The sequence below is a fragment of the Pedobacter sp. L105 genome (genome assembly GCF_009765875.1).
In the GTDB taxonomy this organism is placed as follows: Bacteria; Bacteroidota; Bacteroidia; order Sphingobacteriales; family Sphingobacteriaceae; genus Pedobacter.
The window spans coordinates 524,056-536,496 of sequence record NZ_LMUP01000004.1; the positions used below are offsets into that span (position 1 = coordinate 524,056).

At 42.0% G+C, this 12,441-nt stretch carries 14 protein-coding genes; 4 read left to right on the plus strand and 10 right to left on the minus strand.

The window, feature by feature from the left end; all coding sequences use genetic code 11:
- Together GSQ84_RS07405 and GSQ84_RS07410 are read right to left on the minus strand one after the other, a co-directional pair.
- A partial coding sequence (locus GSQ84_RS07405) for a tyrosine-type recombinase/integrase (protein WP_216848890.1) occupies nt 1-750 on the minus strand: 750 nt, incomplete at its 3' end.
- The gene (locus tag GSQ84_RS07410; protein ID WP_158796615.1) at nt 747-2,003 is read right to left on the minus strand and encodes a tyrosine-type recombinase/integrase; all 1,257 of its coding nucleotides are present in this window, start codon (nt 2,001-2,003) and stop codon (nt 747-749) included. The genes GSQ84_RS07405 and GSQ84_RS07410, both read right to left, overlap by 4 nt.
- A gap of 242 nt (nt 2,004-2,245) precedes the next feature.
- Between GSQ84_RS07410 and GSQ84_RS07415 the strand changes: the two genes are divergently transcribed.
- Nucleotides 2,246-2,419, plus strand: a complete 174-nt coding sequence (locus tag GSQ84_RS07415) for a hypothetical protein (RefSeq protein ID WP_158796616.1) — start codon at nt 2,246-2,248, stop codon at nt 2,417-2,419.
- A gap of 190 nt (nt 2,420-2,609) precedes the next feature.
- Here GSQ84_RS07415 and GSQ84_RS07420 read toward each other — a convergent pair whose 3' ends face one another.
- The 8 genes from GSQ84_RS07420 to GSQ84_RS07450 form a co-directional block, all read right to left on the minus strand.
- Entirely contained in the window at nt 2,610-2,828 is a 219-nt protein-coding gene (locus GSQ84_RS07420) for a hypothetical protein (RefSeq protein WP_158796617.1), read from the minus strand.
- Nucleotides 2,829-2,957: 129 nt separating this feature from the next.
- Nucleotides 2,958-4,664 (minus strand): sodium:solute symporter, encoded by a 1,707-nt coding sequence (locus tag GSQ84_RS07425; protein WP_158796618.1) that lies wholly within the window; start codon nt 4,662-4,664, stop codon nt 2,958-2,960.
- Nucleotides 4,661-4,792 carry a hypothetical protein gene (locus tag GSQ84_RS28200; protein ID WP_256377523.1) on the minus strand — a complete coding sequence of 44 codons (132 nt, stop codon included), beginning with the start codon at nt 4,790-4,792 and terminating at the stop codon, nt 4,661-4,663. The genes GSQ84_RS07425 and GSQ84_RS28200 overlap by 4 nt, the downstream gene beginning before the upstream one ends.
- Nucleotides 4,792-7,242: a PIG-L family deacetylase gene (locus tag GSQ84_RS07430; protein WP_158796619.1), complete on the minus strand. Its 2,451-nt coding sequence runs from the start codon at nt 7,240-7,242 to the stop codon at nt 4,792-4,794. The genes GSQ84_RS28200 and GSQ84_RS07430 overlap by 1 nt, the downstream gene beginning before the upstream one ends.
- 79 nt (nt 7,243-7,321) lie before the next feature.
- Nucleotides 7,322-7,924, minus strand: coding sequence for a hypothetical protein (locus tag GSQ84_RS07435; protein WP_158796620.1), 603 nt, complete (start codon nt 7,922-7,924; stop codon nt 7,322-7,324).
- Nucleotides 7,925-8,017: 93 nt separating this feature from the next.
- Nucleotides 8,018-8,455 carry a DoxX family protein gene (locus tag GSQ84_RS07440; protein WP_158796621.1) on the minus strand — a complete coding sequence of 146 codons (438 nt, stop codon included), beginning with the start codon at nt 8,453-8,455 and terminating at the stop codon, nt 8,018-8,020.
- Nucleotides 8,456-8,532: 77 nt separating this feature from the next.
- A complete protein-coding gene (locus tag GSQ84_RS07445; RefSeq protein ID WP_158796622.1) occupies nt 8,533-9,141 on the minus strand; it encodes an alpha-ketoglutarate-dependent dioxygenase AlkB in 609 nt (202 codons plus the stop codon).
- Nucleotides 9,142-9,299: 158 nt separating this feature from the next.
- Entirely contained in the window at nt 9,300-9,743 is a 444-nt protein-coding gene (locus GSQ84_RS07450; RefSeq protein WP_158796623.1) for a KTSC domain-containing protein, read from the minus strand.
- Between the two features lie 358 nt (nt 9,744-10,101).
- Here GSQ84_RS07450 and GSQ84_RS07455 point away from each other — a divergent pair, with 358 nt between their 5' ends.
- Genes GSQ84_RS07455 through GSQ84_RS07465 form a run of 3 tightly spaced genes read left to right on the plus strand, consistent with a single transcriptional unit; the run spans nt 10,102 to nt 12,356 of the window.
- A complete protein-coding gene (locus GSQ84_RS07455; RefSeq protein WP_158796624.1) occupies nt 10,102-10,263 on the plus strand; it encodes a twin-arginine translocase TatA/TatE family subunit in 162 nt (53 codons plus the stop codon).
- Nucleotides 10,260-10,991, plus strand: coding sequence for a response regulator transcription factor (locus tag GSQ84_RS07460; protein WP_371416354.1), 732 nt, complete (start codon nt 10,260-10,262; stop codon nt 10,989-10,991). Before GSQ84_RS07455 ends, GSQ84_RS07460 begins: the two co-directional genes overlap by 4 nt.
- The gene (locus GSQ84_RS07465; protein WP_158796625.1) at nt 10,992-12,356 is read left to right on the plus strand and encodes a HAMP domain-containing sensor histidine kinase; all 1,365 of its coding nucleotides are present in this window, start codon (nt 10,992-10,994) and stop codon (nt 12,354-12,356) included.
- Nucleotides 12,357-12,441 lie beyond the last annotated feature (85 nt).

Sequence of the window (12,441 nt, forward strand, 5' to 3'; positions counted from 1 at the left end):
CCTCAGGTCATGCACACGTGGCCCTAGCCCTCTGCCCCGGTGAGGTATTCCTATTTTCCATAGGGCATCCCGAAAAAACGTATATACAGTATGCTGGCCACAAGGACTACCGTCATCCTTTGTAAAGAAGAGTCCTGAGCTTATCTGGCTGCCTTTTCTTGTCTTTCTATATCGATCGCAAACTTCAGCCAGTGAGCCAGAGACGGGAACTATACGTTCCATTCCATTTTTACTTGCCCTGATTATAACATGTTTCTCAGCTGTATTTACGTCCTTATCGGCCAGAGCAAGTGCTTCACCAAGACGCACCCCGGTTCCGTAAAGTAAGCGGAATAATGCCGGGATCATTTCATGAGCTCCCGTACCGGTTATTTTAGTAGGGATGTATCCATCACTAGCGGCAATGATCTGTAGAATCTGTTCTTTTGTAAAGATGTACGGAGTAAAGTATTTGCTTCTCACCGGAATTTCAGGAATATAACAAGTGATATCTCTGTCGCATAAGAACCTGGCAAAGACAGCTACTATCGAGATTCTGACATGTCTGGTTCCTGAAGATTCATTAGGACGTTTTTCGCACCAGGCATCTGACAACTCTTTTGTAATGCCTGGCGTTTTTTCATTACGTATAGTAGTTAGCTTATCGAACTGTCCGAATATATATTCTACATCCCTTAGCTTAAAGCCCAGGTTACGTTTGAACTCCAGGTACTGTTCAATATAAGGCGTATAGATACCCTGCATTTTCATAGCGTATCCTCCTTTCCTTCCACTGTACAGTTCCCAACAACCGGTGGAACTTCAAGTGCGCACTTTTTTAAGGAAGTGATATCTACCCGGAGGTAATTCATGGTACTTTCCGTGCGTTTATGCCCGAGTATTCCAGAGATAACGGGCAGGGAGGTCTCATTTTTCAGCAGACTGGTTGCCAGGCTATGCCGCAGTGAATGAGGACCATGCTGCCGCTCATCATAGTTAATACCTGAGCGGTTCATGTACTTCTTTATCATTCCATTTAAAGCTCCAGAATCTAGGCTATCAAAAGGCGCCAGTAAACGCAGAAATATAAATGGAAGGTCAGATTTCGGTCGGCCGGATTTAAGGTAGTCAACAATGGCATTCCCAACTTCGGCAAACAAAGGCAGTTCAAGTAACTGTTTCGTCTTGGTCTGGTTAATAGATATCAGTTGTCTTTCCCAAAGTATGTTGTCAAACTTCAGGTTAACAACATCCGAACTTCTCAGTCCTAACCTTGAAACGAGCAGCAACATTGCATAATCGCGTTTGCCGCATGGGTTTGCACGATCTATACTTGCTACAATCTGATTGACCTCTTCGGCAGAATAAAAAGAAGGCAGTTTAGGTTGATACACGAACTTATCTTTTGCAATTCTGGAGAGATCGGCTGTCAATATTTGCTGGTCATACAGATAGCTTACAAATTGGCTCATTTTCAAAAGAATTAGGTGCCTGGTTGTCGGCGAATATTCACCCAAACTGTTCATGAAGTCCAGAATAAGGCCCTTGTTGAACAAAGCGAATGATATAATTTCCCGAGTGTTAAGGAATGCCAGAAAAACGGATAAGTAGGAATAATAAGTCTGGACCGTATCCTTTGCTAAGGAAAACAGTTTTTTCCTGTAAAGAATATAGGTAGTCATAACCGTTCCGATAGGACCTTCAAGAGATATTGGATATGTCCTGCTCTTGCTTTTCCTGATTTCTCCTGTTTCGGCAAAGTCTGATAAAGCATTTATTCCGCGAATCAGATCTCTTTTACCTCTTGGAAGTTTACTTTGATCCTCATACCCCACATGTTCGGATATGAACTGCAAGCCCACTGTAGCAGTATAAACTTGTATGCCGTTTGTTGACATATAAATGCCAACCTGACGCCATACTTCACAATACTTCTTAACGGAAGTGGGACTGTAAGATAGAGCGATGAATTTGACCATTGCAGCTGCGACAAGCTGATCGTAATTTCTAAATCGTTTAAACATGATAATTCTCCATATTAGTTAACGGGGCGACATTACCCACTAGCATTAAAACGGAGAATATTATGTAAACTCGTTATGTAAAAAACACAAGCATAAATGGCCAATAAGGCCACTTCTTGAAAAGAGTTTACATAATCTTTTAGCTTACATAAACAGAACATGGTGTACTCATGCTCTCCAATATATTGAAAAATGAAAAAGCAATTCAGATTAGTATTAGGATTATAGAAGTCTTTATAAAATTGAGGGAAACCCTATTACTGCATAAAGATGTATCCTTATTGGTAGAGCAGGTTGAAAAAAGACTTGGAAAACAAGATCAGAAGATCGAAGTTCTATTTACCTATTTAAACAAATTTATGGAAGAGCAGGAAAAACCACGTACAGCAATAGGTTTTAAAAGAAAGGGCGCCTAATATTTTAAAGAATTATGAAAAAACTGGAAATTGAATAAATTATTTTACGATTCTTACTTGAAGCCGCAAATTGCTACTTCAAGAGGCGAAGGCCTGCATAGAATCAATCACAAAAAAGGGTATGCTAACTATTACAGTTTACATACCCCCTCATGAAGAACAGCTTCATCAAAAAATTGATTAGGCTATCCTATTTCTTTGGACTGGCAGTACTATCAGGTTTAGTACCCATAGTTTTAGTAGTGTCTGTTTTACCGGCAGTGGTATCTGTCTTGCTGGCAGTACTATCTGTTTTAGTAGAATCTTTGGCTAAAGAATCATCTTTAGCACCACGTGCTTCCGGGCTATGACAGGCCTGAAAAGAAGCCGCTACGATTAGTAATCCGAAGAATAAATTTAACTTTTTCATAATGATTAGCTTAAGTGTGAATAATCTTCATAATGCACGCAAAGGCACATTACTCCAAATTTGTTTACTGATAAGTCAATCAATTAACACTTATCTGGTTAAAAGGTTTGATCTGAGCACAGAAACCACTTATTGAATGGCAGGCTTGAGGGCCTTCTTCCTAAAAAATTGCTGCAGTAATAGCGCTATGCCTACTACAAGCACACATCCGATCAGGTTAAGCCATAAATAAGCAACCACCTTTTGGTATCCGCAGATACAAACAATGATCTCAGTAAGGAGCGCAGCGTAAAACACCGCCTTCCCCTCTATTTGTTTAATATAAAACGCCACCAGAAACACCCCAAGGATAGTTCCATAAATATAAGAACCCAGGATGTTCACTGCTTCGAGCAAGTTTCCAATTTTACTGGCATATAAAGCCATTACAATGCAGACAGTACCCCAGATGACGGTAGACCAGCGAGAGGCTTTCAAATACTTTTCATCACTCGCCTCCTTATTGATCAGGCGCTTATAAATATCAATCACACTGGTAGAAGCCAGAGAATTCAAGGCGCTTGCCGTTGAGCCCATCGAAGCTAAAAAGATAATGGCTACCAGCAACCCGATCAGTCCCTTTGGCAGATACCGGGTAACGAAACTCAGAAAAATATAATTGTTATCATTGATATCGGCACCCTTATCATTTTGCTGCATCAGATCGGTCACCTTGGTACGGATAGCTTTGGTATGTTCATCTGCCTGCTGCAAAGCTGTCCGCTGCTGATCAATACCCTGTTTATCCTTTGCTTCTAAAGCATTGTTTAATTTATTTATCTCTAATTGCTTAGCTGTAAACACCTGCTCATACTCCTTTTTCAGAACTGTCAGCTGCGGGTTATAACTGCTTTTTTCCAGCTTATTTAACTCAAAACTATTAAAAAAAATAGGCGGCCGGTTGTACTGGTAAAACGTGAAAACAAGCACTCCAATCAGCAGGATCAGGAACTGCATTGGTATCTTAACCAGTCCGTTCATCAACAATCCCAGCCGGCTCTGGCTCACGGATGAACCTGTTAAATAACGGCCTACCTGGCTCTGGTCTGTTCCAAAATAGGATAACTGTAAAAAGAAACCGCCAATCAGGCCACTCCACACCGTATAAGGATTTTTCCAGTCGAACTTAAAATCTATCGCATTGGTACGTCCCATTTTGCCGGCTATGCTGATGGCTTTCACAAAACCAATATTTGATGGCAGCAAATGGACCACCATTACCCCTGCTGCAAACAGCCCTAAAAAAATAATGCTCATCTGCAGCATCTGGGTGTAAGAAACGGCTTTGGTACCTCCGTAAACGGTATATGCTACCACGATACTGCCAATACACAAAGTTGTATAGGTGGTATTGATATTTAAAATGGTCGACAAAATAATTGAAGGCGCATAAATAGTAATCCCGGTAGACAAGCCCCTTTGTATCAAAAATAAAAAGGCAGTCAGTGCCCGCGTATTCAGATCAAAACGCTGTTCCAGGTATTCATAAGCAGTATATACTTTTAAGCGGTGAAAAATAGGCACAAAGGTGATGCACAGGACAATCATGGCCAGCGGGAGGCCGAAATAAAACTGTACGAAACTCATTCCGGAAGAATAAGCCAGGCCGGGCGCCGCTAAAAAAGTGATCGCACTGGCCTGTGTAGCCATCACAGAAAGACATACACTATACCAGGGCAGCGACTGGTTACCCAGCAGGTAGCCCTCAATATTCTGGGCACCGCGACTTTTATAAACGCCGTAAGTAATGATCGCTATCAGCGTAAAAATTAAAACACCCCAGTCTGCACTACTCATTCAAAATATTTGGTAAAAAGATAAAAGATCACGATCAGGAAAACCAGCCATGCCACTAACAGCCTGTAAAACTGTTTCCAGCTTTTCACAAAAGGCGGCAATTCGCGGTTGGGCTGCTGCGGTTCCATTATTTGGCGGGTTTTTTAGCCAGTAAATTCACAAACAAACGGTATGCTCCGGGCACACCTGCAGGCAATTCCCTGAAAAAGGACAGGGAGGTATATACAAATTTACCTTTACCATAATCCGTTACCAGCAAAGAACCCTTGCTGTTTTCTTCGCCAACATCATGCATACCTAATACGGCTGCGTAATGCGAATCGATGCTGCTGGCGAAATATAAACCGCGCTCCTGGATCCAGCCGTCGAAATCCTTACTGGTAATTTTATTCGGATAATTTAATACCTGATTACCAGGAACAAGGAAATCTACTTTAGCATTTTCATCCGTTACCCTGTCATTGCGTGTAAGCTGGAAAGGATAAGGCCCAAGATCATTGATGATCAGCGGGGCATTCACATTGTACTGCTCTACCAAAGTACCGCCATTTTTTACATAAGCCATCAGTTTTGGCTGCATAGCCGCTATATGGTCATTGATATTGTATAACCTTACACCAGTAATGATCGCATCGAAGCCAGAAAGATCTCCGCTGATTACCTGCTTTTCCGTTAGACGGGTTACCTGGTAGCCAATCTGCATCAGCGACTCCGGAATCAGGTCTCCTGCTCCGGCGATATAACCTACATTCATTCCCGCAAACTTCAGGTCTACCCTTTCTACCTTTGCTTCTGCAAAAGGAAACAAGGTTTGCGTAGGGATATGGTCGTAACTTATCACCTTCAGTCCCTGGTGATAAGTAGCTCCATCAACGGTTACCTCCATTGATAAATCGCCACCAGAAACATCGCCAGCAGGTGTAACCGTAAACTCTATATTTCTTTCATGCCCTTTGTGGGGAAGCCCGAAGGTGAGCCTTTCAGGGTTAACTTTCCATCCTTCAGGAACCTTTGCAACCAGTGTTCCTTCAATATTATTCTTAAAACTCTGTAGCTGAACGGTAATTTTCTTTGGTGTATTATTGGTGAAGACATAAGCTTTTTCTGCGATCGTAGCCGTTATCGAAGGTGCAACAACCAGGGGCTGGTACAGCTCTCCTTTTGCCGCATCTGTATGCTTATAAACTATCGGACGTGTTACATCAATAAACTGACTGCCAAAACTAATCCTGAATACTCCTGCATGTGGTGCAGGTGCTTCTGGCATACCCAGATGGTTTAGAGAATCAATCATATAACTGCCTATCGGATGTTTTTTCAGCAGCCAGTAAGGCTGTGTAATCCCAATGGAATTGGTGCTGATGGTTCTGCTCTCTGTTACTAACTGATCAGGGAGCAGTTCCGTAATATGAGTACTATGTAATTCCTGCAAAGTGATCTTTAGCGGAAAGCCAGCGCTCACGCGCGATATGGCGCTGATCATTACCGGTATAGAATCATTTAACGCATACGCAGGTTCCGGAGCGGTTGTTTCCAGCCATATTCCTGCACAGGCAAGAATCAGCTCATCGAGTTTCTCATGTTTAAAAGGCACGTTTTTAACTTCTTCTTTCAACTGAAGCAAAGCAGCTACAGATTTCGAGGGATCAGCTGCATCATAACCTGCAATAATTTTATTCAGTAAGGCTTGTGCTTTTTCGGTACCAGGATTTCTGTCCAGTTTTAAATTTACCCCTTCAAAAAGATCTTTGTGTGCTGCCTCTCCACCTACCGGGCTAAAATATTCGATTACAGAACCACGTTGTCTTGCACTTCCAAATCCCTGTGTTCTATGATTGGAACGGCTTAATGCGGCAATCTCTCCGTAACTCTCTCCCAGCAAGGGATTATATCCGCCAACATCCAGCTTCAGCTGATCATCGGACGTAGTATTTGTAGTTTCAAAATTGAAAGTATTCCAAACGATACGTTTCGCCTGCCATACTTTTACATATTGCAGCTGTTCAGGAAAACGTTTGGGATCTGCGGCGGCATAAAAAGCTTCCCTGGCTAAAATAGCCGATGCCTGGTGGTGGCCGTGTCCGGCACGTGCATCTTCGGGAAAACGGGTAATGATTACATCCGGCTGAAACTTCCGGATCATCCAAACTACATCCGAAAGGATCTGCTCTTTACCCCAGATGGTAAAACTTTCTGCAGAAGTTTTCGAAAAGCCAAAATCATTGGCCCTGCTAAAAAACTGTTCGGCACCATCAATATGTCTGGCTGCAAGCAGCTCTTGTGTACGGATCAATCCGAGCAGCTCTGCCTGTTCTGTACCGATTAAATTTTGTCCGCCATCACCCCTGGTGAGCGACAGGTAACCTGTACGCACATTCTTTTCCTTTGAAAGGTAAGCCAGCAGACGGGTATTTTCGTCATCAGGATGGGCTGCAATATACAGCACACTGCCTGCCACATTGAGGCTGGCAAGCCCCTGCCTGATCTCTGCAGCATTTAGCTGCACAGTAGCCTGAGCCTGAAGAAAAAACGGAACTACGATAAATAAACCAGAGAGGAGAGTTAAACGATACTTCATACAGCAAAATTAGTCGCCTAAAATAATTAAAAATACCCGCTCCTTGCGCTATATCGGTTGTAACAATACTATAAATTGACTATAGCAGTATTTTACTGCTTACTTCTTTGTTGATCGTGATAAATCCCGGATACTTGATCAGTACACCGCCCAGCATAAAACTTGGTCTCACCTTCAACGTGATCAACCCTGTTTTTTCTGGTCCGCCGCTCTTGCCGGCACGCAGAAAATCTGCAATCTCTGCCATTACTTTGGCGTTATTGATAAACTGGTAAACATTGGCATTCACGTCCAAAGGTACTACTACCGACTGTCCCGGGGCAATGCTCACCTGCTGATCCAGAAAACCATTGGCCAGTTCCACATCATTGATCAGAACCTTATATTCAAACTGATTTACCGAAGCGTCATTATTGGAAGGATTGGTTACTTCCATATTCAGAGTGGCATGTAAAGGCACATCCCTTCTCAGCAAGCCAAAAGCCAGAGCGGGCAAACTGCCCAGGTTGAAACTCTGGTTGTTCATTATCTTTTTCACATCTGTACCTGCCACAGAAATATTGGTGGCCGATACAACTTTATATTTGCACTTTTCCAGCGCTTTGATCTGCTGTGCCTGTTTGTTAACCCCGCAACCCCATAAAATGATTGCTGCAAAACATATCGATACTATCTTTTTCATTAGGTGTATATTTTTTTATAGGTGATGAAGCTATCATGATCTCTTCAGTAATTTTCAGCTCTTTAAGAGCATGGCAGATTCATTTTTGTTTTTTTAATAACCTCTTCTTCTGCGTGCAGACTTTCGGCTGATGATTCGGTCTATACTAAACGCTCCGCTTCCAGCTAGTAACAACACCACATAAACCAGTAAATAATGTAATCCGGCTTCCTGTTTCTCCAGCCCTGCATGGCCCATTACCACAAAGATAATGATCAGCATATTAAAGATCAGCGGTAATACGGCCAGTCGCGTGGCAAAACCAACCAGAACACACATAGAGCAGAAAACTTCTGCAAATATCACCAACATCAGTGAAACGGTAGGACTTACCCCCAACGGATCAGGAAAGGTTACTCCGCCACCGGCAGTGAGCAAATAGATTTTTTCACTCCCATGCGTAAGCATTAATGCCGCAATACTAATCCTTAAAATCAGCAGTGCAATATCCAGACTGCGGTGACTGTAATTCGTATTAAATAATCTTTTCATGACGCAATGACAAAGGTTTACATTCGATTTGAGCCATAAAGATAATAATTTAAATGTCTTACCCTAAAGAAGGGCTTTTAAGTCATTTTTACTGATCTGAAAGTTAAATTGATCCTTGGCGCTACCTGAACACTGGTTTTAGTAACACGGTGCTCCCAGTAACGCTGGGTTTCGCCCTTCATCAATACCAAACTGCCATGCTCCAGCTCCAATGAAAGCACAGGCATCTTTTCCTCATATCTTCTAAACTGAAAAATCCTTGTTCCGCCAAAACTCAGCGAAGCAATTACAGGAACCTGACCCAGCGAACGTTCATTATCGCGGTGCCAGCCCATATGATCTTTACCATCGCGGTAATAATTCAGCAGGCATACATTAAAAACAGTATCACACTTCGCTTCTACCTTTTCTTTGATCTGCAGCAGCGTATCCGTCCAGTTCCTCGCTTTCATTTGAATGCCGGAATAACTGTACTCCATTCCCGGATCACCATAAAATGCGGTCAGGCGTGGTTGCATTAGGGTTTTACCAAACATGATTATAGGTTCCTGTATCCAGGGGGTCTCCTCCTTTAAACGGGCCAGGTAACTATCGCTGGCTGCGGCAGAAAAAAAGTCATGATAAAACAAGGTCTCGCCCTGATGGGGCAAAACATTCACTTTATCACCGTAAGTTAAGTGTTGCATATTAACATCCTTTTACCTCTAACGGTTAATCCGGCATATTATTGAATTTTATGGAGTATATCTGTTATCAAAAACAAAAACCTGCAACAGCTTAAGCTCATAAAATGTTATGACTAAGCTGATGCAGGCTTTATTAAAATAAAAAATATATGAATTGCTTAGGCTGTTTCCAGCTTTACAATGTTCCTGTAAGGGAAAGAAGTGAAGATATGCCGACGTGCAAATCTACCTGGAGAATCTGCATTAACCAGTTTTACATAAACTGCTCTTGGCACTTCAAAATACTCATAACCACTGCCGTCAGAAAAATGAACCGTCAGCACTAAGCCTGCCCAGTTATAATCAGTGATACCGCAGGTACCAGTAGTATTGGTGTATTGTTCAATAGAGATAGCTAATGTTTCAGGAGCAATACTTACCAGGAAATGGTAAGCCTCAATGATTTCCTTACTTTTCGCTTCAGCAGCTAATCTGGCTTCATCTTCCTGAAATTTATCGGGGTGAAATTCCTTCATGAAATTTCTATAGATGGTTTTCATCTCTTTAAGTTCAGTGTTCTTCTGTACACCTAACAACTTTCTATAATCAGCAATCTTCTTCATAATGTATTTAAAGGGCAATAATAGCTATAACTAACAGGCTGAATGGCAGTTCCAATCAATTTGTCAGCCAAACAATTTTTGCAAAGGTACACTTTTTAAAAACAAATTTACATTAAGCTTTCAGTTACAATAAATTAAGCTGTTGTAAACTGATGAATTCTCCTGATAATTTTTCACTAAATGAATAAACTTTAAACCAGTTAACACGAATGCAGAGCCAGGTAAAAACTCTGTAGAACTCACATTAAGCTTTTCTCATTGTTATTTAATCGGTTTTTAATAAGGTTTTAATTGGTCTTTAACCAGCCCGATTTAGCTTTGTAACACAAACATTTCTAACCAACTGATAATTTTAATTATGCTAAATTCGATCATCCTTGGCGCACTCGGCACTCCCGAGATACTGGTCATCCTGGTTGTTGTCCTGCTTCTTTTCGGAGGCAAAAAAATCCCTGAACTGATGAAAGGCTTAGGCCAGGGTATTAAAGAGTTTAAAGATGGTAAAGACGGAATTGGATGAGTTTGGAAATAGATAGTTACCTTTGCGACTCAACTAACCAAAACCTGGAAATGTTTAAGATAGGATTAGCAGAAGATGATGTCAAAATAGCCAGCCTGATCAAAGCCGGTCTGGAAGAGCACAACTACACCGTAACCACTATTCCTGACGGGATTATGGCTTTATATGCCTTTCAGGAAGAAAAGTTTGACCTGGTCATTCTTGACGTGATGATGCCCGGAATGAATGGCATAGAAGTATGCCGACAGCTCAGGGAAACCAACAAGGATATTCCTGTTCTGATGCTTACTGCACTGGGTTCGGTAGACGATAAAGTGCTGGGCTTAAATTCAGGAGCCGATGATTACCTGGTGAAACCCTTTCATTTTAAGGAACTCCTTGCCCGGATCGAGGCCATGATGAGAAGGCATCAGCCCGCTTCCGGTCAGCAAAAAAATGTATTGACTTTTGAAGATGTTGTTCTGGATACTTACAGCAAAACCGTTAAACGTGCCGGTAAAGACATCCTACTGACAGCCAAAGAATTTACTTTATTAGAAGTGTTCCTTAAAAACCCAAACAGGCTTTTATCCCGCCAGTATATTGCAGAAAATGCATGGGACATCAGTTTTGATACCGGAACCAACGTAATTGATGTTTACGTAAACTTTCTCCGGAATAAGATCGAAAAAGGTTTTGAACGAAAACTGATCCATACCAAAATTGGCATGGGTTATATCATGAAGTAAATGAAGATAAAAGATCGCCTGGCGATATACTTCACCCTGGTCAGCACCCTGACCATGCTGTGCGTGCTGTGCGTCATCTATTTCACGTTCCAGAAAGTACTGGAATCAGAATTTTTTGAGCGCCTCACAGACCGCACCATGGTTACCGCCAAGCTTTATCTTAAAGCCGACGAAATTCCAAGTGATGCACTGAATAAAGTTAGGGCGGAGTACCTGGTGAAATTAAAAGGCGAAGTAATCCGCATTTACAACGAGCGTAACAGCGCCGCTTTTATTGGCGACGACCAGCAGTTCTGGGGCAGCGAAACCATTAATCTGGTAAGGCAGCAGGGCAGGCTTCAGTTTGTTGAAGGCGACAGGCAAGTGGTAGGTATCTATTATAAAGACAACCAGGGCGCTTTTGTGATCCTGGCTTCAGCCATAGATTATGGCACCCAAAGCAGACTGCTCAAACTGCTCAAAGTAATGTCGGTAGTATTTGTAGTGATCTTTCTTGGCCTGCTCCTCTCCGGCAGATTTATCGCCAAAAGGATATTATCACCACTCAATGTATTTATCGATCAGGTAAAAATGATCAAATCCAGCAACCTCCACTTTCGGGTGGAAGAAGGTTCTAATAAAGATGAGATCTTCCTCCTCTCCCAGAATTTCAATAAATTGATGGAACACCTGGAACATTCCTTCATCCTCCAGAAAACATTTGTGGCCAATGCTTCACATGAGCTGAGGACACCCGTAACCAGGATGGTGATCGGTGCAGAAATTGCCCTGTCTAAAGTGCGCAAAAGCGAAGATTATGAAAAAGCACTGCATTCTGTACTGGAAGATGCAGAAAAACTGGGTAACATCATCACTGCTTTGATGAACCTTGCCCAGGCCGACCTGGAGTACAGCTCCTCCCTGGCAGAAGACATCCGTATAGACGATCTCATCTGGCAGCTGCAGGCTGAATGGAACGAAAGAAAAGGAAAGAACAAACTCACGGTAGAGATGAAAAACCTGCCGCTTACCGACGATTCTGCCCTGATCATAAAAGCCAATCCTACGCTCCTTCAAATTGCATTGGATAACATCATTGGCAATGCTTTTAAATTCTCCGACAACCAGCAAGTGAGCTGCGTCTTAGAATTAACCGATAAGGGAGTAACATTAAATATCAGCGATCAGGGTGTAGGCATATCTGAAGATAAAGTAGACCAGATATTTAAACCTTTTTACAGCTCATCGGGAAAATTTGAACATGCCGGTAACGGAATGGGCCTTTATATGGCCCACAAGATCATTTCCCTTTTCGACGGAACCATCACCGTATCCTCTCCAAATGGCTCTGGAACGTCCTTCCATGTTCATTTTCATTCATTTTAACTAGTTTTTAATTTCCATTTAATTTAGCTTTAATTTTCCCAAATTAGATTTGAGTTAGATTTCAATTAATTTTTAATTAGATCCC

What these genes read in the sequence shown, in the direction of transcription:
- GSQ84_RS07410 (WP_158796615.1), bottom strand. Translation starts at nt 2,003, where the DNA reads ATGTTTAAACGATTTAGAAATTACGATCAGCTTGTCGCAGCTGCAATG.
- GSQ84_RS07420 (WP_158796617.1), bottom strand. Translation starts at nt 2,828, where the DNA reads ATGAAAAAGTTAAATTTATTCTTCGGATTACTAATCGTAGCGGCTTCT.
- GSQ84_RS07425 (WP_158796618.1), bottom strand. Translation starts at nt 4,664, where the DNA reads ATGAGTAGTGCAGACTGGGGTGTTTTAATTTTTACGCTGATAGCGATC.
- GSQ84_RS28200 (WP_256377523.1), bottom strand. Translation starts at nt 4,792, where the DNA reads ATGGAACCGCAGCAGCCCAACCGCGAATTGCCGCCTTTTGTGAAAAGC.
- GSQ84_RS07430 (WP_158796619.1), bottom strand. Translation starts at nt 7,242, where the DNA reads ATGAAGTATCGTTTAACTCTCCTCTCTGGTTTATTTATCGTAGTTCCG.
- GSQ84_RS07435 (WP_158796620.1), bottom strand. Translation starts at nt 7,924, where the DNA reads ATGAAAAAGATAGTATCGATATGTTTTGCAGCAATCATTTTATGGGGT.
- GSQ84_RS07440 (WP_158796621.1), bottom strand. Translation starts at nt 8,455, where the DNA reads ATGAAAAGATTATTTAATACGAATTACAGTCACCGCAGTCTGGATATT.
- GSQ84_RS07445 (WP_158796622.1), bottom strand. Translation starts at nt 9,141, where the DNA reads ATGCAACACTTAACTTACGGTGATAAAGTGAATGTTTTGCCCCATCAG.
- GSQ84_RS07450 (WP_158796623.1), bottom strand. Translation starts at nt 9,743, where the DNA reads ATGAAGAAGATTGCTGATTATAGAAAGTTGTTAGGTGTACAGAAGAAC.
- GSQ84_RS07455 (WP_158796624.1), top strand. Translation starts at nt 10,102, where the DNA reads ATGCTAAATTCGATCATCCTTGGCGCACTCGGCACTCCCGAGATACTG.
- GSQ84_RS07460 (WP_371416354.1), top strand. Translation starts at nt 10,260, where the DNA reads ATGAGTTTGGAAATAGATAGTTACCTTTGCGACTCAACTAACCAAAAC.
- GSQ84_RS07465 (WP_158796625.1), top strand. Translation starts at nt 10,992, where the DNA reads ATGAAGATAAAAGATCGCCTGGCGATATACTTCACCCTGGTCAGCACC.